The 19,813-nt window shown below is 72.7% G+C and carries 18 protein-coding genes and 2 pseudogenes; 7 read left to right on the forward strand and 13 right to left on the reverse strand.

The features are described from left to right. Nucleotides 1-37 precede the first annotated feature (37 nt). Complete coding sequence (locus AC067N_RS30675) at nucleotides 38-925, forward strand: universal stress protein (protein WP_478682154.1); 888 nt, start codon at nucleotides 38-40, stop codon at nucleotides 923-925. Nucleotides 926-928: 3 nt separating this feature from the next. Here the strand turns inward: AC067N_RS30675 and AC067N_RS30680 are convergent, their stop codons facing one another. After that, on the reverse strand, nucleotides 929-2,212 hold the full coding sequence (locus AC067N_RS30680) for a DUF4032 domain-containing protein (protein WP_478682155.1): 1,284 nt from the start codon (nucleotides 2,210-2,212) through the stop codon (nucleotides 929-931). Nucleotides 2,213-2,376: 164 nt separating this feature from the next. Then, nucleotides 2,377-4,293: an AMP-dependent synthetase/ligase gene (locus AC067N_RS30685; protein WP_478682156.1), complete on the reverse strand. Its 1,917-nt coding sequence runs from the start codon at nucleotides 4,291-4,293 to the stop codon at nucleotides 2,377-2,379. 343 nt (nucleotides 4,294-4,636) lie between these two features. On the opposite strand from AC067N_RS30685, the gene AC067N_RS30690 reads away from it, so the two are divergent. Further along, on the forward strand, nucleotides 4,637-5,161 hold the full coding sequence (locus AC067N_RS30690) for a hypothetical protein (protein WP_478682157.1): 525 nt from the start codon (nucleotides 4,637-4,639) through the stop codon (nucleotides 5,159-5,161). A gap of 33 nt (nucleotides 5,162-5,194) precedes the next feature. Here the strand turns inward: AC067N_RS30690 and AC067N_RS30695 are convergent. The 3 genes and pseudogenes from AC067N_RS30695 to AC067N_RS30705 form a co-directional block, all read right to left on the reverse strand. Then, a pseudogene (locus AC067N_RS30695) lies at nucleotides 5,195-5,362 on the reverse strand (tripartite tricarboxylate transporter permease); the annotation flags it as partial. Continuing rightward, nucleotides 5,361-5,566, reverse strand: a pseudogene (locus AC067N_RS30700) (tripartite tricarboxylate transporter TctB family protein); the annotation flags it as partial. The pseudogenes AC067N_RS30695 and AC067N_RS30700, both read right to left, overlap by 2 nt. Continuing rightward, nucleotides 5,563-6,561, reverse strand: coding sequence for a Bug family tripartite tricarboxylate transporter substrate binding protein (locus AC067N_RS30705; protein ID WP_478682237.1), 999 nt, complete (start codon nucleotides 6,559-6,561; stop codon nucleotides 5,563-5,565). The pseudogene AC067N_RS30700 and the gene AC067N_RS30705, both read right to left, overlap by 4 nt. Before the next feature lie 258 nt (nucleotides 6,562-6,819). On the opposite strand from AC067N_RS30705, the gene AC067N_RS30710 reads away from it, so the two are divergent. Together AC067N_RS30710 and AC067N_RS30715 are read left to right on the forward strand one after the other, a co-directional pair. Next, nucleotides 6,820-8,472 carry a sensor histidine kinase gene (locus tag AC067N_RS30710; protein ID WP_478682158.1) on the forward strand — a complete coding sequence of 551 codons (1,653 nt, stop codon included), beginning with the start codon at nucleotides 6,820-6,822 and terminating at the stop codon, nucleotides 8,470-8,472. Beyond that, complete coding sequence (locus tag AC067N_RS30715) at nucleotides 8,469-9,161, forward strand: response regulator (protein ID WP_478682159.1); 693 nt, start codon at nucleotides 8,469-8,471, stop codon at nucleotides 9,159-9,161. Before AC067N_RS30710 ends, AC067N_RS30715 begins: the two co-directional genes overlap by 4 nt. Here the strand turns inward: AC067N_RS30715 and AC067N_RS30720 are convergent. The 5 genes from AC067N_RS30720 to AC067N_RS30740 form a co-directional block, all read right to left on the reverse strand. Next, nucleotides 9,113-10,057: an STM4011 family radical SAM protein gene (locus tag AC067N_RS30720; RefSeq protein WP_478682160.1), complete on the reverse strand. Its 945-nt coding sequence runs from the start codon at nucleotides 10,055-10,057 to the stop codon at nucleotides 9,113-9,115. The genes AC067N_RS30715 and AC067N_RS30720 overlap by 49 nt on opposite strands. A gap of 8 nt (nucleotides 10,058-10,065) precedes the next feature. Further along, on the reverse strand, nucleotides 10,066-11,406 hold the full coding sequence (locus AC067N_RS30725) for an STM4012 family radical SAM protein (protein ID WP_478682161.1): 1,341 nt from the start codon (nucleotides 11,404-11,406) through the stop codon (nucleotides 10,066-10,068). After that, a complete protein-coding gene (locus AC067N_RS30730; RefSeq protein WP_478682238.1) occupies nucleotides 11,403-12,209 on the reverse strand; it encodes an STM4013/SEN3800 family hydrolase in 807 nt (268 codons plus the stop codon). The genes AC067N_RS30725 and AC067N_RS30730 overlap by 4 nt, the downstream gene beginning before the upstream one ends. Nucleotides 12,210-12,279: 70 nt before the next feature. Further along, entirely contained in the window at nucleotides 12,280-13,452 is a 1,173-nt protein-coding gene (locus AC067N_RS30735) for an STM4014 family protein (RefSeq protein WP_478682162.1), read from the reverse strand. A gap of 48 nt (nucleotides 13,453-13,500) precedes the next feature. Then, nucleotides 13,501-14,469 (reverse strand): STM4015 family protein, encoded by a 969-nt coding sequence (locus tag AC067N_RS30740; protein ID WP_478682163.1) that lies wholly within the window; start codon nucleotides 14,467-14,469, stop codon nucleotides 13,501-13,503. A 267-nt stretch (nucleotides 14,470-14,736) separates the two neighbouring features. Here AC067N_RS30740 and AC067N_RS30745 point away from each other — a divergent pair, with 267 nt between their 5' ends. Both AC067N_RS30745 and AC067N_RS30750 read left to right on the forward strand, forming a co-directional pair. Further along, nucleotides 14,737-15,063, forward strand: coding sequence for a hypothetical protein (locus AC067N_RS30745; protein WP_478682164.1), 327 nt, complete (start codon nucleotides 14,737-14,739; stop codon nucleotides 15,061-15,063). A 79-nt stretch (nucleotides 15,064-15,142) separates the two neighbouring features. Beyond that, nucleotides 15,143-16,234 carry a DUF6745 domain-containing protein gene (locus AC067N_RS30750; RefSeq protein WP_478682165.1) on the forward strand — a complete coding sequence of 364 codons (1,092 nt, stop codon included), beginning with the start codon at nucleotides 15,143-15,145 and terminating at the stop codon, nucleotides 16,232-16,234. 16 nt (nucleotides 16,235-16,250) lie between these two features. Here the strand turns inward: AC067N_RS30750 and AC067N_RS30755 are convergent, their stop codons facing one another. From AC067N_RS30755 to AC067N_RS30765, 3 genes are all read right to left on the reverse strand, one after another. Then, nucleotides 16,251-16,871 (reverse strand): L-threonylcarbamoyladenylate synthase, encoded by a 621-nt coding sequence (locus AC067N_RS30755; protein WP_478682166.1) that lies wholly within the window; start codon nucleotides 16,869-16,871, stop codon nucleotides 16,251-16,253. Nucleotides 16,872-16,900: 29 nt separating this feature from the next. Next, nucleotides 16,901-17,431: an N-acetyltransferase family protein gene (locus AC067N_RS30760; protein ID WP_478682167.1), complete on the reverse strand. Its 531-nt coding sequence runs from the start codon at nucleotides 17,429-17,431 to the stop codon at nucleotides 16,901-16,903. A gap of 318 nt (nucleotides 17,432-17,749) precedes the next feature. After that, nucleotides 17,750-19,114 carry an FAD-dependent oxidoreductase gene (locus AC067N_RS30765; protein ID WP_478682168.1) on the reverse strand — a complete coding sequence of 455 codons (1,365 nt, stop codon included), beginning with the start codon at nucleotides 19,112-19,114 and terminating at the stop codon, nucleotides 17,750-17,752. A gap of 181 nt (nucleotides 19,115-19,295) precedes the next feature. On the opposite strand from AC067N_RS30765, the gene AC067N_RS30770 reads away from it, so the two are divergent. After that, nucleotides 19,296-19,760 carry a hypothetical protein gene (locus tag AC067N_RS30770; RefSeq protein ID WP_478682169.1) on the forward strand — a complete coding sequence of 155 codons (465 nt, stop codon included), beginning with the start codon at nucleotides 19,296-19,298 and terminating at the stop codon, nucleotides 19,758-19,760. Nucleotides 19,761-19,813 lie beyond the last annotated feature (53 nt).

Raw genomic sequence — 19,813 nt, forward strand, 5'->3', positions numbered from 1 at the left:
GGGCCCGTCAGCCTGATGAGACGAAGAAAGGTGGCCGATGTCGACGCGCCCGATCACCGCCGGAGTGGACGGTACGACCGAGAGCCTCGCCGCACTGGCGTGGGCCGGCCGGGAGGCCGTTCGCCGGGGCACGCCGCTCCGGGTGGTGCACGCCTGGCAGTGGCAGCCCCACGAGGCGATCACCGTGGACCGGGACGGCCAGGCCGGATGGGCGCGGGACGCGCTCGCCGAGGCCGTTCGCGGCCTCACCGAGCGGCACCCGGGCCTGGAGGTCTCGACGGACCTGGTCGAGGGGCCGCCGGTCGAGACCCTGACCGCAGCGGCGGAGCACGCCGAGACCCTGGTGCTCGGCTCCCGCGGCCACGGGGCGGTGGTCGGCTTCCTCCTCGGCTCCGTGGGCCAGCAGGTCCTCGTCGACTCCCCGCGTCCCGTCGTGTTCGTCCGCGCCGGTGACGAACCCTCCGCCGAGGCAGCCGGACGCGAGGTCGTCGTCGGCCAGCACGGCACACCCGAGGACAGCGCCGCCACCCTGCGGTTCGCCTTCGAGACCGCGGCCGCCCGGGGCGCCGCCCTGCGGGCCGTCCGCGCGTGGACACTGCCGCCGCTGTACGCGTACAGCCCCGGTTCGCTGAGGCTGCTCGACGAGGCGGGCGGCCTCGAACCGTACGAGAGGAAGGCACTGGCCGCCGCCCTCCAGCCCTGGCGGGAACGCTTCCCCGACGTATCGGTGACCGAACACGTCGAGATCGGCAGCGCCGGCCAGGTCCTGCTCTCCGTGGCCGGGCACGCCCAGCTGATGGTCGTGGGCCGCCGCGCCCGCCGCACGGCCGTCGGCGCCCGCATCGGCTCGGTGGCACACGGTGTCCTCCACCACGCGCAGTGCCCGGTGGCGGTGGTCCCGCACGGGGTGAACGACGAGGCGTGAGCCTCACATCGCGGTGACGTCGTCGACCGGCGGCGGCACCGCGCGCGCCTTCGGCAGGACGTTGTCGATGTAGTCCTTCACGGCGACGTCCAGGCCGATGTCGTGCTGCGCCCGCTCGGACAGGTACCAGCGGTGCTCCAGCAACTGGTGGTAGATCTCCGCCGGGTCCACCGAGCCGCGCAGCTCCGGCGGCACGGCCCGCACGGTCGGGCGGAACACCTCGCGGACCCAGCGGTGGGCCAGTACCTCCGGGCGGGCGCCATGGGGGTCCCCCCTGCCCGAGCGAAGCCGAGAGCCTGGGGGAGGATCACCGGGGGCGTAGTCGTCCTGGGTGGCCATCCAGCTCTCCAGGTCGTTCAGCAGCCGGCGGGCCTGGTTCTCCTCGGTGTCCAGCCCGGTCAGCCGCAGCAGCTGCCGCTGGTGGTGGCCGGCGTCCACCACCTTCGGCACGAAGGTGACCGTGTCGCCGTTGGAGGAGTGCTCGATCTGCATCTCGGCCACGTCGAAGCCCAGGTCGTTCAGCCGGCGGATACGGCGCTCGATGTAGTGGTACTTGCCGGCCGGATACACCGAGGTACGCGTCAGCTCCTCCCACAGCCCGCGGTAGCGGGAGCAGATCTCGTTGCCGAAGTCGATCGGGTCCACCGAGGGGTGCAGCGCCCCGGACGCCTCCAGGTCCAGCAGCTCCCCGCTGATGTTCACCCGGGCCAGGTCGAGGTCGTACTCGCGCTGCCCGGTGCTCAGCTGCGCGTGCAGGTCACCGGTCTCGGCGTCCACCAGATACGCGGCGTACGCCCCCGCGTCCCGCCGGAACAGGGTGTTGGACAGCGAGCAGTCGCCCCACGCGAACCCCGTGAGGTGCAGCCGCACCAGCAGCACGGCCAGCGCGTCCATCAGGCGGTGCATCGTCGCCGGACGCATGGTCGTCTCGAACATCGAGCGGTACGGCATCGAACCGCCGAGGTGCCGGGTGATCAGCACCGGCTCCAGCGGCTCCCCGGCGTCGTCGGTGCGGCCGGTGACCACGCCGAGGGCGTCCACGGCCGGGATGCCCAGCCGGTCCAGGTCGCGCAGCAGCCCGTACTCGCGCAGCGCGGGCCGCTCGGCGAGTTCCTTGACGGCGATCACCTCGTCGCCGGCGCGGGCGTAGCGCACGACGTGCCGGGAGATACCGCGCGGGAGCGGAACGAGGTGGTGCTCCGGCCACTCCTCCAGGGGCAGGTGCCACGGCAGTTCGAGAAGCAGCGCGGGGTGCTCCGGATTGGTGGCGCTGATCTGCAGTGCCATGGGTCCTCTGCCTTCGTCTCACGGTCGAACGGGGTGCTCACGGGCGGGCGGCGGACCGCCCCCCACCGCAGCATCTCCGCATTTGAAGGACCGTTTCGTCAACAGAGAGTGAAGCAGAGACGGACGCCGGTGGCACGGGGACGCGGCGGACGGCCCGGCAGTCCTCAGGGGCGGGGTCGGCGGAAGACGTCGTCCGCGTCGTCCCAGCCGGGGAGATCCTCCGTCACCGAGCGGCGGGCGGCCCGCGCCGAGGTCGCGTACATCGCCTCGATCTCCGCCGCGTACCGCTGCACGATCGTGTCGCGGCGCAGCTTCATCGACGGGGTCAGCAGGCCGTTGGCCAGATCGAAGGGCTCGGGAAGGATGCGGAAGACCCGGATGGACTCCGAGCGCGACACGGTGCTGTTCGCGGCGGCGATCGCCCGCAGCACCTCCTGCCGCAGCGCGTTCTCCTCCCGTGCCTCCGGGCCCATCAGCTCGTTCGCGGGACCCAGCGCTCCCCGCCAGTGCGCGAGGAACTCCGGGTCCAGGGTGATCAGCGCGCCCACGCAGGGCCGGTTGTCGCCCACGACCACCGCCTGGTGGATCAGCGGGTGCATCCGCAGCTGCTCCTCCAGCGGGGCCGGGGCCACGCCCTTGCCGCCGCTGGTGATGATGATGTCCTTCTTGCGCCCGGTGATCGACAGATAGCCCTCGGAGTCCAGCCGCCCGATGTCCCCCGTGGCCAGCCAGCCGTCCTGGAGGGCGGCCCGGGTGCCCGCCTCGTCGTTGACGTAGCCCTGGAACACCGACGGCCCGTTGACCAGGAGCTCCCCGTCGCGCGCCACCCGGATCTCGGTGCCCGGCAGCGGCCGGCCCACGGTGCCGAACTTCTCGCGCCCCACCGGCTGCGCGGTGACGCCCCCCGCGGTCTCCGTCAGGCCGTACCCGTCGTGCACGAGGATCCCGATGCCCGCGTAGAACAGCGCGAGATCGCGGTTGAGGGGGGAGCCGCCGGAACAGCCGCCGCGCACCCGGCCGCCGAGCGCGGCCCGCAGCTTGCGGTAGACGGTCTTGTCGTAGAAGGCGTGCTGGAGCTTCAGATCCATACCGGGACCCGGTCCGGTGTCGAGGCGGTGCCGCTCGGCGGCGAGCGCGTAGTCCTGCGCGGTGCGCACCGCGCGTTCGAACACGGCGCCCCGGCCCGCCTGCTGGGCCTTGCGCAGGAAGTTCTTGTAGATCTTCTCGAAGACGTAGGGGACGCCGTACAGGAACGTGGGCCGGAACGACAGCAGCGCCGACGACAGCGCCTGCTCGTTCAGCTCCGGCTCATGGCCGAGCAGCAGCCCGCCGCGCAGGCACATCCCCTGGATCATCAGACCGTAGACGTGGGAGAACGGCAGGAAGGCGAGGATCGCCGGCTGCTCCCCGGGCGCCGCCGCGGTGTGCCGCCACCCGGCGAGCAGTACGTCGACGGGGCTGGCGAGACTGCGGTGGGACAGCGCACAGCCCTTGGGATGACCTGTGGTGCCGGACGTGTACGCGATCACCGCCGTCGAGTCGGGCATCACGATGCGGCGCAACGAGTCCACCGTCGCGTCCGGCACGTCCCGGCCCATCTCGACCAGCTGCGGCAGGGCGTCGGCGTCCAGCTGCCACACATGGCGCAGCAGCGGCAGCTTGGCGCACACCGAGCCGACCGTCATCACGCCCTGCTCGTCCTCGACGACCACGCCCACACAGGCCGCGTCCCGCAGGATCCACTCCACCTGGTCGCGCGACGACGTCGGATAGATCGGCACGATCTCCGCGCCCACCGACCACAGCGCGACGCCGAGCACCGTCCACTCGTAGCGGGTCCGGGCCATCACGGCCACCCGGTTGCCGGGCCGGATCCCGGCGGCGACCAGCCCCTTGGCCAGGGCCACCACCTCGTCCCGTACCTCCGCCGCGCCGAGCGGTGTCCAGGTGTCCGGGGAGTCGGCCTCGCGGCGGGCGATCTGCGGCAACGCGGGATCACGCCGCGCCGTCTCGAACAACGAGTCGGCGAGGCCCCCGGTCATGACCGGGACCGCCGACGGAGCAATGCCGAACGTGCTCATGCGCTGCTCCCCAGCCCTTCCCTGCGCGCGATCCCGCCGATGGTGCGGCGACCGGCGGTGATCGAACGTAGCGTACGGGGCCGACGCGCGGGCACGGAATGGGGAAGTCGTCGCCATATGACGGAACGGGCGGGGCCGCCCCCTCGGATCCGCACAGCGGTCGGCGAACGTGATGTACGGCACGTGGGTGACCCCGCCCCGGACCCCCTGGCGGGAATCGTCGCTGCACACGGCTTGATCACGTCTGACCGGCGGTGATGCCCGAATCCGTGGCGCCCGACGGGTGTGGCACTGTGGTGCGCGCGAGCGCGGGAGTCGTCCCGCCGACGTGGAGAGGTGGACGGTGCGCGAGCCCAATGTGATCGGGGACTGGCAGGAGTACGACGGCGACCTGGCCGGCCTGCGTGTGCGCGTCCACGGCCTGGAACCCGCCGAACCGCCCCGGGGCGCCGACGACGCCGCCGAGGGCCTGACGTACTTCCGGTTCCGGGTGACCGTGGAGAACCGCGGCACCGGCCACGTCGGCCTCCACCTGGAGGACGGGCAGCTCGACATCCGCACCGGGCCCGACGGCGAGAGCGCCTTCCTGGACTGGCGCAACTCCAAGTTCATCGAGGGCTTCGACCTGTACCCGCTGCGCCGCGCCACGGCCGTGCTGTACGCCGCCGCGCCCGAGGCCCAGCTGTTCCAGCTCGACATCCAGGTCCAGCTCCGGGCCGACGAGGAGTGGACCGAGCGCCATCTGTGGTCCGGCGGCATCGGCGTCGACGAAAAACTCCTCGACCCGTCCTGCGCCACCGCCAGGGACAGCCTCGCCGGGCAGATCAGCGCGTTCCTCCACGAGGAGGCGGAGCGGGGCGCGGGCTGACCCGGCCGCCCACTCCGGCGGACGGGGCACGGCGGCCCGCCGCGGCTGCTGCTCGGCGTTCGGGCCGAGGACGACGCCGACCACGCTGGGCAGCACCGGCGGTCCAGAGCGGTGCATGCCGAAGCCGATCAGGCCGATGAGCAGCAGGAAAACCAGGTCGATCACCTCGCCGCCCACCGCGTACGCGCCGACCGCCGCGAAGCCAGGCACCCACCACGACCGGCACCGTTCCCGGGCCGACGGGCCCGCGCTGGGCGATGCCGACGTCCCTGGTGAGCGCGTCGGTCAGGACCGGCACGCCGAGCGCCGGCGGCAGCACACGGAGCCCAGCCCCGAGTGGTCCCGCGGCCACGAGCGGCGCTCGGCCGCGCGCGCCGGGGGAGCGCCGGCCGGGTGCGTCGTCACAGTCCGAGCTCCTTCAGCACCGACACCACGCGTTCGTCCTGGGCGTCCAGGAAGTCACCGAACTTCTCGCCGGTGAGGAAGGCGTCGTCCCAGCCGTTCTGCCTCAGGGACTGCCGCCACTCCGGCGAGTCGTGCAGTTCCTCGATCAGCCGGGTCAGCTTCCGCCGCTCGGTGTCGGTGAGGCCCGGAGGGGCGACGATGCCCCGCCAGTTGGTGAAACTCACGTCGTAGCCCGCCTCCTGGAGCGTCGGCGCGTCCAGCCCGGCCACGCGCTCGGGGCCGGTGACCGCCAGCAGCCGCAGCTCGCCCGCCCTGATCTGGTCCAGGTACTCGCCGACCCCGGACACCCCGAAGGCGACCTTGTCGCCGAGGATGGCGGCGAGCAGCTCACCGCCGCCGTCGAAGGGGAGGTAGTCGACGTCCTTCGGCGCGATCCCGGCCGCCCGGGCCATCAGCATCTGCGCCAGATGGTCCGGCCCGCCCGGCGCCGAGCCACCGCCCACGGGGAGCTTGCCGGGGTTGTCCTTCCAGGCACCGACGAGGTCGTCGATCGTCCGGTACGGGGAGTCCTTGGCGACCACCACGACGTCCTGTTCCTCGGTGAGGCGGGCGATCGGGGTGGTGTCGGCGAGGGTCTTCGGCGCGTCGTTGGAGCGGACGGCCCCCACGACGCCGAGGCCCATCGACATCGCGAGCCTGCCGTTGCCGTGCTCGGCGACCAGCCGGCTCAGCCCGACCGTGCCGCCCGCGCCGGGCAGGTTGAACACCTCGATGTCGTGGGTGAGCCCGGCGTCCTCGGCGTTCTTCGCGGCCGTGCGGGCCGTGATGTCGTAACCGCCGCCTGGTGTGTTCGGCACCATGAAGCGCAGGCCGGGTATCTGCGTGCCGGTGTCGCCGCCGTCGCCGGTCGTCAGCAGCGGCGGCCCCACGAACACCAGCACGGCGGCGCCGAACAGGGCGAGGGCGTGCCGCCCCCGAGGGGTGCGCAGGCGCACGGGTGTCACCACCTGTCGTGTGTGTCGATGGGGGGAACGCGACCTGGCACACAGCGTGCCCATCCGGAGGGAAGGTGTACCGGTTGCGGAAGCATAGGAGGTTGTGGTCTTTGTGGTCACGGCCTCTGTCACCTTATGGGCACTCTCCTCCCAGCTCTCTTCTCCTGACCCCGCACGAGCGCCATCATTGTGCGACCCACCGCACGAGCCGACGCCCGAGCCGCCCGGCGTCGCTTCCGCACGAGAGATGAGTCCGTCGTGGTCGCCGAGTTCCGCCGCCATACCCTCGCGGGCGAGATGCTGGTCCTCCAGCTCGCCATCGTGGTCGTGGTGCTGCTGGCGGTCGCGGGAGTATCGCTCACCCAGTCCGCGGCCACCTTCAACCGGGTCGAGGGCCGTCGGGTCACCGCCCTCGCCGAGCAACTGGCCGCCAACCCCCTGGTCCGCGACGGGCTCGCCCGGGCCCTGCCCCAGGAGGCCCTGGCCCCCCTGGTGAACTCCACCCAGACCCAGTCGGGCGTCACCTCGGTCACCGTCGCCGACGCGGACGGCAGGATCGTCAGCTCCACCGACCCCACGGTCATCGGCGACCGGCTCCCCCTCGGCGAGGGCGCCGCCCGGGGCCGCGGCTGGTCCGGCTCCCTCACCTTCGACGACAGCCGTGAGCTGGTCGCCCAGGTGCCCGTGCTCGGCGCCACCGACGACAACCTCGGCCGGCTGCTCGGCACCGTCATGGTCGGCGAGGCCGCACCGACCGTGTGGCAGCGCCTGAGCGGCGCCTCCTCGTACCTCCTCGCCTATCTGGGCGTGGCCAGCGGCCTCGGTGTCGCCGGCTCCTGGCTGCTGGCCCGCCGCGTCAAACGCCAGACCCTCGGCCTGGAGCCCCGCGAGATCGCCGGCCTCGCCGAACACCGCGAGGCCATGCTGTACGGCATCGCCGAGGGCGTCGTCGCCCTGGACCCGCAGGCCCGGGTCACCCTCGTCAACGAGGTGGGCCTGCGCCTGCTCGACCTGCCCGTGGACTGCGTCGGCAAGAGCCTGAGCGAGCTGGGCGTCAAGGGGCGGCTGCGGGACGTGCTCACGGGGGCGCAGGAGATCCCCGGCGGCAAGGGTGACGAGGTCGTCATACGCCGGGGACGCGTCCTCGTCATGAACCGGATGACCGTCACCAAGGACGGCCGCCACCTCGGCTCGGTCACCACCCTGCGGGACCGCACCGAACTCGCCCGGCTGGAAAGGGAGATGGGTTCCTTCCGCAGCTCCTCGGAGCTGCTGCGCGCCCAGGCCCACGAGTTCGCCAACCAGCTGCACACCATCTCGGGACTCATCCAGATCGGCGAGCAGGACGAGGTCGTCCGCTACATCCGCGCGCTGAGCCGTCACCGGCAGTCCCTCGACATGACCCTCAGCCGCCGCGTCCGTGACACCGCGGTCGCAGCCCTCCTCATGGCGAAGGCGTCCCTCGCCGCCGAGCGCAAGGTGAGCCTGCGGATCTCCGAGAGCACCGCGCTCGACCGACTCGCCCCGGAGGACGCCGCCGACGTCGCCACCGTGGTCGGCAATCTCGTCGACAACGCGGTGGACGCCGCCGCAGCACCCGGCGAGACCGGCGGCCGCGAGGCCTGGGTCGAGGTGGAACTGCGCCAGGACGCCTCCAGCGTGGAGATCGTCGTACGCGACTCCGGCCCCGGCGTCGCCCCCGAACTCGCCCGTGAGGTGTTCTCCCACGGCTTCACCACCAAGGCGGCCCGGGAGGGCGAACGCGGCATCGGCCTCGCCCTCACCCGCCTGGTCTGCGAACGCCACGGCGGCGAGATCTCGGTGACCAACACCCCCGACGGGGCCATGTTCACCGCCCGCATGACCGTCAGCCACCTCGCCGACGCGGTGGCGGAAGGAGCGACGCCATGAGTCCTGGGCCCGCCGCGATCGACGTGCTCGTCGTCGACGACGACTTCATGGTGGCCAGGGTGCACCGCACCTTCGTCGAACGGGTCGAGCCGTTCCGGGTCGTCGGGGTCGCCAGCACCGGGGAGCAGGCGGCCGCCGCCGTCGACGAACTGCGCCCCGACCTCGTCCTGCTCGACCTGTACCTGCCCGACGTCTTCGGCCTCGACGTCATACCGCGGCTGCGCACGGCCGGCCACGACTGCGACGTCATGGTCATCAGCGCCGCGCGGGAGGCCGACACCGTGCGCGGCGCCGTCCGCCACGGCGTCGTCGACTACCTCCTCAAGCCGTTCGAGTTCGAGGAGCTGCGCTCCCGGCTCCAGCGGTACGCCGCCCAGCGGGGCCGGCTGCTCACCGCGGTCGTGCAGAGCCAGGCCGACGTGGACCGGGTCCTCGCCGGGGCGTCGGCGCCGCCTGCGGCCGGCGCCCTGCCCAAGGGCATGAGCGTCGAGACCGCCGACCTCGTCGAACGCACCCTCCGGTCCGCCGACGGCACGCTGTCCGCCACCGAGTGCGCCACCCTGGCCGGCATCTCCCGCGTCAGCGCCCGCCGCTACCTGGAGTACTTCCACGCCACCGGCGCCGCGGACGTCTCCCTCCGCTACGGCGTGGCCGGGCGCCCGGAGCGCCGGTACGGCTGGAGGCTCTGAGAGGACGCGGGACCGCTCCCCACGGACACCGTCCCGTGCCCGTTCTCCCCGGCCCCGGCGGTCGGTATCCGTTCGAGGACGCCGCCCGCGAACACGTCGTACAGCGGCAGGGACTCCAGATGGACATAGCCGATATGACAGTCGCAGACGGCCAGCGGGCAGACGCGGGGCGCGAGGGCCATGCGGTAGGAGCCGTCGTAGAGGTTGCCGAGTTCGTCCCGGACGAAGTGGCACCGCCGGACGGTGCCGTCACCGTCGACGGACACCACCGTCGAGCCGGTACGGCACGCGCGGCCCGCGGACCGGTGCGGATGGCGGCTGAACGGGAACAACGGGTCCAAGGCGGTCCACAGCGCCGCCTCTTCGTCGGTGTAGGTGTGGCCTTCGGCGGCGTTCACCCACAGGTACACCTCCGCCGGCAGCTCCCCGCGCAGCCGGCGGGCGTCCTCCAGATGTTCCGGCAGGCCCACGACTCCCACGCTGAAGCGGATCCCCATCGCGGCGAGCCGCCGGGACTTGTCGAGGAACCGCTCGTACGGGGTCTGGCCCGGGTGGTACGTGCACCACAGCGCGACCGTGTCCCGTTCGGCCTCCGCCAGCCACTCCGTGCGGCAGCTGAGGTTCGTCTGGATCGCCACCCGGTCGATGTGCGGCTCGTGCGACAGCTCGACCAGCGCCCGCCGGTACCACGACCGCACCAGACCCTCGCCCCACGGGGTGAAGAGCACCGAGAGCCGGTCGTCGGTCTGCGCCCGCGCCCAACCGGTGAACCGGTCCAGCGCCGCCCGGTCGGCCCGCAACCGTTCCGTGGAGTCGCGGCGCTTGGCGAACGGGCAGTAGGGGCAGTCGTAGTCGCACGAGGCGAGCGGGCCGCGGTAGAGGAGGGTCAGGTCCATGGCGGCCGTCACTTCAGCTCGTAGTCGGCCATCGCGGCCCGTACGGCGGGGGAGAAGAAGTCGGGACCGATGGCGTCCGAGTGGGCCAGACCCTCGTCGGACAGCCTGAGCACGTCCCCGCCCGTGCCCGCCAGCCAGCCCCGGGAGGCCAGCCGCTCCAGCTCCACCGGGAAGTCGTCGTACGGATCGGCACCGAACCGCCGCCGGTAGTCCGCCACCGCCAGCCCCTGCGCCTGGAGCAGCGACTGCAGCAGATGACGGCGCCGCGCCTCGTCCTCGTCGACCTCACGTCCGTGCAGGGCCCGCCCGAAGTCCTCGGTGGCGGTGTAGTCGTCGATGATGCCCCGGATCTCCCGCATGGCCACCGCGTAGTCGAAGGAGTAGTGCAGCCTCGACGTGTACGAACGGGCGCCGCAGCCGAGACCGATCATGCCGTCGGTCTGGCAGGCGTAGTCGTCCGGTCCCTGGGGCGGCGCGTCCGTGCGGCGGAACATCCGCATGGAGACCTGCTCGTAGCCCCGGGCGAGCAGATGGTCGCGGCCCTCCCGGTAGCGGCGCAGCCGGGCCTCGTCCCAGTCGCGGTCCGCGGTCGCGGGGTCGGCGTGCCGGCCCAGACCGGTCAACGGCCTCACGTACAGCGGGTAGAGGTAGATCTCCTCGGGCCGCCAGGCGAGGGCCGCGTCCAGGGAGAGCCGCCAACTGGCCGCCGTCTGCCCGTCGATGCCGTAGATCAGGTCGATGTTGAGGACGGGGATGCCGGTGTCCCGGATCCGGGACAGCGCCGCCTCCACATCGGCACGCCGCTGCGGTCGTACGGCCGCACGCGCCTCCTCCTCGACGAAGCTCTGCACACCCAGGCTCAGCCGCGTCGTGCCGCGCTCGGCCAGCACGGACAGCCGGTCGGCCGTCGCCGTGGCCGGGGAGGCCTCGACCGACAGCGGGATCGCCCGCAGGTCCGCGCCCATGTGCCGCTCCGCGATGTCGCAGAGCCGTTCCAGCTCCGCGGGCTCCAGATAGGTCGGGGTGCCACCGCCGAACGCGGCGTTCGCGAACCGCACCGGCTCCGTGTCGCCGAGGGCCTCCCGGACGGCGATCGCCTGCCGCTCCAGGGCGTCGAGGTAGCGCCCGGTCAGCCCGTCCGGGGCGCCGATCCGCGTGAACAGGTTGCAGAAGCCGCAGCGCACCTCGCAGAACGGTATGTGCGCGTACAGCGACAGGGCCGCCTTCGGCTCACCGGCCCACAGGTCGCGCAGGCGCGGCCGCTCCGGCAGCCGACGGTAGGCCGTCTTGTGCGGATAGGCGTACACGTAGTGCTGGTACGGGCGGACGGGGGTCGCGGTGCGGGTCATGCGGACGGCTCCAGGAAGAAGTGGCTGTAGGGGACGGTCCACACGGCCTCATGGCCCAGACGGTGCCCGGTGTAGCCGTCGTCGCCGTAGGTCGTCCCGTGGTCGGAGCAGACGACGGCGAAGCAGCGGCGACGCGAACTCATCGCGGCGAAGAGCCGCCCGATGTGCCGGTCGATGTACTCCAGGGCCGCCGCGTGCGTGGCCAGGCTGTCGCCCGCCTCCCGGGTGGCACCCGGCAGATGGAACCAGTTCGGCTGGTGCAGCGCCGAGGCGTTGAGGAACAGGAACAGCCGCTGCTCGGCGGGAAGCCCTGCCACCACCTCCTCGGCACGGGTCACCTGGGCCTCGAAGGAGGTCGGGGACGCGACGGAGAACTCCGGCTCCCAGTGGCTCTCCTGGAACAGTCCCGGCAGCACGCTCCCGAGTGCCCCCTGCTTGTTGAAGAATCCGACGCCGCCTACGCACACCGTGCGGTAGCCGCGCTCCGCGAGCGCCGACACCAGGTCGGGGCCGTCGAACACGAAGGTGCGGCCCGCGGTCGTCTCACTGCCCGCGAACCGGGCGGCGAAGAGCCGGGGGTGCGGTCCCGGTGCCGCGGGGGTCGGCAGGAAGCCCGCGAACATCGCCTGGTGCGAGGCGTAGGTGAAGCTGCCGGGCGCGTGCCGCTTCTCCCAGACGCCGCCGGGCAGACGGGCCGCCAGGTTCGGCAGCCGGCCGGCCGCCGTCAGCTCCGCCGCCACGTCGTACCGGAGGGTGTCGAGGGTGAGCAGCAACAGGTCGTCCCGGCCCACCACGTCGTTCATGTCGGGCGCGGGCGCGGGCGCGGCGTCGGGCGCGGGCTCAACGTCGGCCGCGGGCGGCCGGTGTGCCGTGTCAGAAGGGTGCATGGTCTTTCCTTGACTGGGGGTGGTGCGAGTGCGCCGACGGCAACCGGTCCCGTACGGCGGCGATCTGCGCCGTGTAGGTGTCCAGGCCCTCCGCCGGGCCGCCCGGCAGACCGGTCAGCCGGGGCAGCAGGTCGCCGAAGGCGTTGACCTCGCCGACGGCGAACCGGCGCCAGCCGATCGCCGGGAGCAGGTCCACGCCGACGCTCAGCGTGTCCGGGAAGCAGGCGGCCGCCCGCTCACAGGTGTCGAGGGCCTGGCGCCAGCGGTCGCCCGCCGCGTCGACGACCGACGTCAGATCGCCCCGCGCGCCGCCGAGATGGAGATTGGTCATGGGGAAGCGGCTGGTGCGGACCACGGCGTGGGTGGCCCGGCCCGCCACGACCAGCACGCGGAGATCGGCGGACCTGCCCTGGGCGGACGCCTTCGGCAGCCACCGCTCGATGTGCAGCCCGTCGGGCGCGAGGGCGTCGACGATGCCGGCGATCTCCCGCTCGTCGGTGTACCGGCGCACCCGCAGCGAGTTGTGCAGCCGGAGCGGGGTGCGCGGCCGGCCGTCCGCCGCGACCTCCACCGAGGTGGTGGCCCTGATCCGGCCGCTCGCCGACGACTCGACGGCCAGCACACCGGACGCGGAGGAGCCGTGCGCGGGTTTCACGAAGACACGCGGCATGCCGTGCTCCCGCATCACCGCCCGTACGTCCTCCCAGCCGCGCACCGCCGTGCAGCCCCCCGAGGTGGGCGAGGGCGGCACCGGGACACCCGCCGCGTCGAGCCGGGCGTGGCACAGCCGTTTGTCGAACAGCACCGCCAGCTCCGCCGGATCGTCCAGTCGCACGCCGCCCCGCAACGACCCGACCCCGTCCAGGAAACGCCTGTACCAGGTGGCCGAGCCCTCCACCCGCGTCGGATCGTCGACGCCCCGCAGCAGCCGGTCCACCTCGGCGTTCTCCCCCGGCGAGTCCAGCCGGACGATCTCGTCGTCGGCGAACTCGTGGCCGCCGTCGCGCAGCACGTCCCGCCACTCGACGACCCGCGGCGTCCCCACCCCGGCGGCCTCGGCCGCCGCGACGAACAGCCCGACCCGGCGGTTCTCGCCGTTGCCGACGACCGCCCACCTGAACGGGCCCGGTCCCGCACCCGCACCGGTCCGACCGGACACACCGACCCCCCTCACCTCGCCGCCCCCTGAACCCTGTGCCGCCGGCCGCTACTCGCCGACCGCGACGAAGCGCCAGACCGTGCCGTCGTCGTCCTCGTCCGAGTCCGCGTCGTCCGGGTCGACGTCCACCTGGACGCCCTCGGCCTCCAGGGAGTCCCGCAGGCGGTCGCGTATCGCCGCGCTGAGGTAGTTGTGGTGCAGGTCCAGCGTGGTGAGGTGGGTCAGCGGCTGTCCGGTGAGCAGCGCGGTCGCGCCGTCGTCGGTGAGGACACCCATCGACACGTCGAGGACTTCGAGGCGGGCCACCACCGGGGCGGAGGCCAGTGCCGTGCAGATCTCGTCCTGCATCTCGCTGTTGCGCAGGGCGAGATGCCTCAGGGCGGGCAGCCGGGTACCCGCGAGGACGGGCGCCAGGTCGGCCACCTCGGAGTCACCGCCGTACTCGGACGTGCCGAGCCACAGGTCGAGGTGGACGAGGGCCGGCAGCTCACTCGCCGCCACGCCCCGCACCGCCTCGGCGGGCATGCCGCCCGTCTCGACGGTCAGCTTCCGCAGCCGCTCATGACGCAGCGCCGGGAAGACCAGCCCCTGACCGCCGCGCACACCGAACTCCTCCAGCTCCGTGAAGGCGTCGAGCAGCGGACCCACATCGCCCTGGTTGATCCAGGAGATCTCGCACTCCTCCATCACGATGTCGCCGAGGAACAGCGCGCGCAGCGCGGGCAACCGGTCCTTCGCCGCCACCAGGGCCTCGATCACTCTCTCGGGCCCGCTGTCGTACGCCTCGCTCCACGCGCCCACGACCAGCGCCCGCACCCTCGTGGTGTCGATCGCGGCGAGGAACCGCGCGAACGCGTCCTCCCACTCCTCCTCGGCGTCGTACGCGTCCACGGCGACCGACCAGGCCACCTCCCCGGGAGCGGGCAGCCGACCCGTGTCCTCCGGTCCCTTCACCGAGTCGGGGAACCGGACGACGGGCAGGTCGTGGAACTCCCGCAAGTGGCTTCCGATGGTCATGTGTGCCCGCCCCTTCGTTCCATGTCGGTGGGCGGGATCCGGGCTCGTGGCGCGGATCCCCCCGTTGCTCCCCGGAGCGCACACGGCGCCGTCGGGTAGGGGAGTTCTACCAAGCCCCTCTGACAGAGCGGACGGCGGACCCCGTTCCCTGTGGACCGGCACCGCGAACCGGGGACGGCGGACGCCGGTCCGGGGCGATTGTCAGTGGCCGCCTCTACGGTCCTTTCCATCCGGAGCACAGCTCGTGCCCCGACGGGAGGGAGACCCATGTACCGGCAAGGAGACGTCCTCATCGTGCCGCTGGCGGAGACCGCCGTGCCCGGCACGGCGCATGACGCCACGTCGGAACCGCGCGACCGGCGGGGCCGGCTCGTCCTCGCCCTCGGCGAGGTCACCGGACACGCGCACGCCGTCGTCGGCCCCGGCCGCCTGATCCGCGAGACGAACGCCTTCGGGCCGATGCTGCTGCACGTCCCGGAGGGCGCCCGGGTCGTCCACGAGGAGCACGCGCCCATATCGCTGCCGAAGGGCTGGTACCGGGTCGTACGCCAGCGCGAGTACGTGCCGGGTTCGGTGCGGATCGTCGCGGACTGAACCGACGCGGCAGGGCAGCCGCGGCCCGCGGCTGCCGGGGGGACAGGACATCGAGATCGTGACAACCAGGAGGAACGGCGTGACGGAGCGGACGAGTTGGCGGGCGGTGGCGGCGGCCACGGGACCGGGCGAAAGGGCACGGACCGAGGCGGGTGTGCGGCTCGCCTACCGGCGGGCCGGGCTGCCGGAGCCCGGGCGGATCGTGTGGGCCCGCTCACCGCTGGAGGCGGTGCGCCTGCTGTCGGGAACACCGGACGAGTCCGGCGAGGCGGTCACCGCTCCCGGCGCGAGCGTCCGTGACGCCGTCCGCAACCGACCGGTCGCCGCCGCGCGCGACCTGCTGCACACCCGTCTGGGGCCGGCGGGCTGGAGCGACCACTGGCGGACGACCGGCGCGGACCTGTGGGAGACCACCCGTCCGCTCGTGGACCGCGTCCGCACCGGCGTGGTCGAGGCACTGGCCCCGGACGACCGCAAGGAGGAGACCCGCATCCGGCTCCTCCTGCTGGACGCCGTCCTCGGACAGCACGACGCGGCGTGGCTCTCCGCCTTCGACGACACCACCGGCTCCGGCCCGGGGAGTTCACTCGCGACCGGCACGAGCAGCGGGCCCGCGGCCGGCTCCGCCCCCGGCCTCGACGGACTCGCCGAGGTCGCCCGTACGGCGGGCTGGTGGTGGCCGTACGAGAACGTGGCGGTCGTCGCCGAGCGCCCCACCGAGCTGCACCGGGACGAGGCGGGCCGTCTGGACCGCGGCGACGGCCCCGCGCTCGCCTACCGCGACGGCTTCGCCCTGCACGCCTGGCGCGGGCTGCCGGTGCCCGGCGACTTCCTCGACTCCCTGGCCGCGCTGACGCCGGCCCGGATCCGCGCGGAGGAGAACGCCGAGCTGCGCCGCGTCATGCTGGAGCACTACGGCTACGACCGCTACCTGGAGGAGTCCGGGGCGAAGCCGGTGCACCGCGACGAGACGGGCGTGCTCTGGCGCATAGAACTGCCCGGCGACGAGGACGTGGTGATGGTGGAGGTCGTCAACTCCACCCCGGAGCCCGACGGCACGAGCCGCACCTACTGGCTCCGGGTGCCGCCCACCACGCGGACGGCCCGCGAGGGAGTGGCCTGGACGTTCGGACTCGGCGCCGAGGAGTACGAGCCGCTGCGCCAGACCTGAGCCCCGCCGGGACCGGTCACTCGAACCGTGAGGTGTCGCCCGCCCCCTTGCGGATGATCTCGGCCTCGCCGCTGGAGAAGTCGATCACGGTCGTGGGTTCCGTGCCGCAGTCCCCGGAGTCGACCACGGCGTCGACCTGGTGGTCGAGCCGCTCCTTGATCTCCCAGCCCTGCGTCAGCGGCTCCTCCTCGTCGGGGAGCAGCAGCGTGCTGGAGACCAGCGGCTCACCCAGCTCCGCGAGCAGGGCCTGGGCAGCCTTGTGGTCGGGGATGCGCACCCCGACGGTTCGCTTCTTCGGGTGGAGCAGCTTGCGCGGCACCTCACGGGTGGCGGGGAGGATGAACGTGTAGCTGCCGGGCGTCGACGCCTTGACGGCGCGGAACACGTCGTTGTCGACGTGCACGAACTGTCCCAGCTGCGCGAAGTTCTGGCACACGAGGGTGAAGTGGTGGCGGTCGTCGAGCCGGCGGATCGTGCGGATCCGCTCGATGCCGTCGCGACTGCCCAACTGGCAGCCCAGCGCGAAACACGAGTCCGTCGGATAGACGATGAGCCCGTCCTGACGGATGATCTCGGCCACCTGACCGATGGCGCGCGGCTGGGGGTTGTCGGGGTGCACGTCGATGTACTTGGCCATCCGCCGAGCTTATGCCTCCGCGGGGCCTGTCAGCGGACCCGCCGGGCCAGTACCTGTCCCGGCCAGGTTCCGGACAGGAAGCGGTCGGTGGGCGTGAAGCCGTTGCGCTCGTAGAACGCGACCAGTTCGCCCCCGCCGCCCGCCCAGCAGTCGACCCGCAGCAGTTCCACACCGGCCCGCCGCGTCTCCGCTACGGCATGGGCGAGCAGGGCCGCCCCGATGCCCCGTCCGGCCCGGCGCCGGTCGGAGACCAGCAGCCGGACGTACACCTCGGGCTCGTCGGCCGGCGGGATCGGCATCTGCGGGCTGGGCCCGGAGTCCAGGACCAGCGCACCGACGGGTGTGCCGTCCAGCTCCGCGATGTGCGGGGCGTTCTCCGTCAGGTACCGCTCGATCCGCTCCGCCCCGTCAGGCCGCCGCGAGTAGGGGATCGTGCCCCACTGCTCGGTGTTGCCCCGGGCGTTCATCCAGGTCACGGCCCCGTCGAGCAGGTCCAGCACGGCCGTTGCGTCGGTGAGGGCGCCCGGCCGTATCCGCAGTGCCCCAGTCAAGTCGTCCACGCGGCAGAAGCCTAGTGGCGGCAGGCAACGTTCGCCCGTCAAGGAGCGGCGTCTGGTGCGTGCTCTCGGCGTGCCGGGCGCAAGCTCTCGTACCGGACCGTACTCGGGCTTGTGCCCGGTGCGGCGAGAGTGCGTGCCGGGCGTCGCGACGGGGCGAACGTTGCCTGTTGCGGCACCAGACACTCCCGCTCCACCGCCGCGCACCGTTTCCGCCAAGGGCCGCCGACCGCTCCCGGGGGCGCGGGGAACTGCGCGACCAGCCACGGAACACCCGCAGCCGACCCACGACGCACAGTCCCCCTGCTGCCCGGCGGAGCCCTACGCGCCGCTCTCCCGCAGCATGTCCTCACGCTCGACGATCTTCACGCGCTCGCGGCCCTGCGGTTCGCCCAGCGCCTTCTCGGCGGCGTCCAGCCGGTACCAGCCCTCCCAGGTCGTGTAGCGCACCTCGCGCTCCGCGAGGAAGGCGTCCACGGCCTCCGGGGCCGGGGCGGCGGGCTCGTGCAGACGGCCGTTCGCGAAGTCGTCCAGCAGGTTGGCGACCGTCTCGTTGGCGTCACCCTTGGTGTGGCCGATGAGGCCGACGGGGCCGCGCCGGATCCAGCCGGTGACATACGTCGACTGAAGGTGCTCGCCGGTCTCCTGGATGACCCGCCCGCCCTCGTCGGGGACGGTGCCCGACTCGAGGTCCCAGGGCAGCTTGGGCAGCTTGTCGGAGAGGTAGCCGACGGCGCGGTAGACCGCGGTGACGTCCCAGTCCTTGAACTCGCCGGTGCCCTTGACGTTGCCGGTGCCGTCGAGGGCGGTGCGCTCGGTACGCAGGCCGGCGACCTTGCCGTCCTCGCCGAGGATCTCGGTGGGGGACTCGAAGAAGTGCAGGAACAGCTTGTGCGGGCGCTCGCCGATGTCGCGGATCGCCCAGTTCTCCAGGGTCTTGGCGACCATGTCGGCCTGCTTGTTGCCGCGCCGGGTCGCGATGGACCCCTCGTCGTAGTCGATGTCCTCGGGGTCGACGATGACCTCGATGGTGGGGGAGTGGTCCAGCTCCCGCAGCTCCATGGGGGAGAACTTCGCCTGCGCCGGGCCGCGGCGGCCGAAGACGTGGATCTCCAGTGCCTTGTTGGCCTTCAGACCCTCGTAGACGTTCGGCGGGATCTCCGTCGGCAGCAGCTCGTCGGCCGTCTTGGCGAGGATGCGGGCGACGTCGAGCGCGACGTTGCCGACGCCGAGGACGGCGACCTTCTCGGCCTCCAGCGGCCAGGTGCGCGGGACGTCCGGGTGGCCGTCGTACCAGGAGACGAAGTCGGCCGCGCCGTAGGAGCCGTCGAGGTCGATGCCGGGGATGTCGAGCGCCCGGTCGGCCGTGGCGCCCGTGGAGAAGATCACGGCGTCGTAGAAGGCACGCAGGTCGTCGAGGTTGATGTCCGACGGGTAGTCGACGTTGCCGAAGAGGCGGATCTGCGGCTTGTCGAGCACCTGGTGCAAGGCGGTGATGATGCCCTTGATGCGGGGGTGGTCGGGGGCCACGCCGTAGCGGATCAGTCCGAACGGGGCGGGCATCCGCTCGAAGAGGTCGATGGAGACACCGGGCTCGGCGGCAACGCCGGACTTCAGCAGCGCGTCGGCGGCGTAGATACCGGCCGGGCCGGCTCCGACAATGGCTACCCGCAGAGGGCGGGGCATGGTGAAATTCCCTTCGAGCGGAGACAAGCGACTCGACGGCAACCCTAAGCTAAGGCAACCCTTACCTGGTACGCGGGTCGGGTCTATGACCTCATAAGGCGATCTTATGGCATGGGGGGCCTTCGTCAGGAGGCCGGGGCGGCGGAGGGAGCGAGGCATCGGCCACGGGTGTGGACGTCATGTGTTTGCGCGGGCGGTGAACGGCAACGCGGATTCCATGAATCGAACGAACAAGGACTCCAACGACACCACCGCGTCCCGCGAGACGACCGCCGCCAAGGCGCGCCGCACGGCCGGCAAGGCGACCGCCCCGGCCACCAGCACGGCCAAGAAGGCCGCGGACAAGGCGGGTGACACGGCGTCAGCCGCGAAGAACGGGGCCGGACGCGCGGCCGACTCCGCTGGCAGCGCGGTGCAGAGCGCGGTCAAGGGCGTGGAGGCGGGCCGCCAGGCGGTCGTGCAGGCCTCCGGGCAGGTGGCCGCCACCGCCAGGACGGCGGTGACCGTCCTCGCCCACCGCAAGCTCGTCGCCGCGGGCGTCGGCGCGGGCCTGACCGCGCTGACCGCCGCCTCCTACCTGGCCGGACGCCGGTCGGAACGCCATGTGCACGGCCCGCTGACCCGGCTCACCGGCGGACGCATCTGACCCTCCGGCCGCACGCCGACGCGGTACGGCGCTCGGGAGGCAGCGGCGTGGGC

The sequence above is a fragment of the Streptomyces sp. NPDC042364 genome, assembly GCF_056437585.1.

What these genes read in the sequence shown, in the direction of transcription:
- AC067N_RS30675 (WP_478682154.1), top strand. Translation starts at nt 38, where the DNA reads ATGTCGACGCGCCCGATCACCGCCGGAGTGGACGGTACGACCGAGAGC.
- AC067N_RS30680 (WP_478682155.1), bottom strand. Translation starts at nt 2,212, where the DNA reads ATGGCACTGCAGATCAGCGCCACCAATCCGGAGCACCCCGCGCTGCTT.
- AC067N_RS30685 (WP_478682156.1), bottom strand. Translation starts at nt 4,293, where the DNA reads ATGAGCACGTTCGGCATTGCTCCGTCGGCGGTCCCGGTCATGACCGGG.
- AC067N_RS30715 (WP_478682159.1), top strand. Translation starts at nt 8,469, where the DNA reads ATGAGTCCTGGGCCCGCCGCGATCGACGTGCTCGTCGTCGACGACGAC.
- AC067N_RS30720 (WP_478682160.1), bottom strand. Translation starts at nt 10,057, where the DNA reads ATGGACCTGACCCTCCTCTACCGCGGCCCGCTCGCCTCGTGCGACTAC.
- AC067N_RS30725 (WP_478682161.1), bottom strand. Translation starts at nt 11,406, where the DNA reads ATGACCCGCACCGCGACCCCCGTCCGCCCGTACCAGCACTACGTGTAC.
- AC067N_RS30730 (WP_478682238.1), bottom strand. Translation starts at nt 12,209, where the DNA reads ATGAACGACGTGGTGGGCCGGGACGACCTGTTGCTGCTCACCCTCGAC.
- AC067N_RS30740 (WP_478682163.1), bottom strand. Translation starts at nt 14,469, where the DNA reads ATGACCATCGGAAGCCACTTGCGGGAGTTCCACGACCTGCCCGTCGTC.
- AC067N_RS30745 (WP_478682164.1), top strand. Translation starts at nt 14,737, where the DNA reads ATGTACCGGCAAGGAGACGTCCTCATCGTGCCGCTGGCGGAGACCGCC.
- AC067N_RS30755 (WP_478682166.1), bottom strand. Translation starts at nt 16,871, where the DNA reads ATGGCCAAGTACATCGACGTGCACCCCGACAACCCCCAGCCGCGCGCC.
- AC067N_RS30765 (WP_478682168.1), bottom strand. Translation starts at nt 19,114, where the DNA reads ATGCCCCGCCCTCTGCGGGTAGCCATTGTCGGAGCCGGCCCGGCCGGT.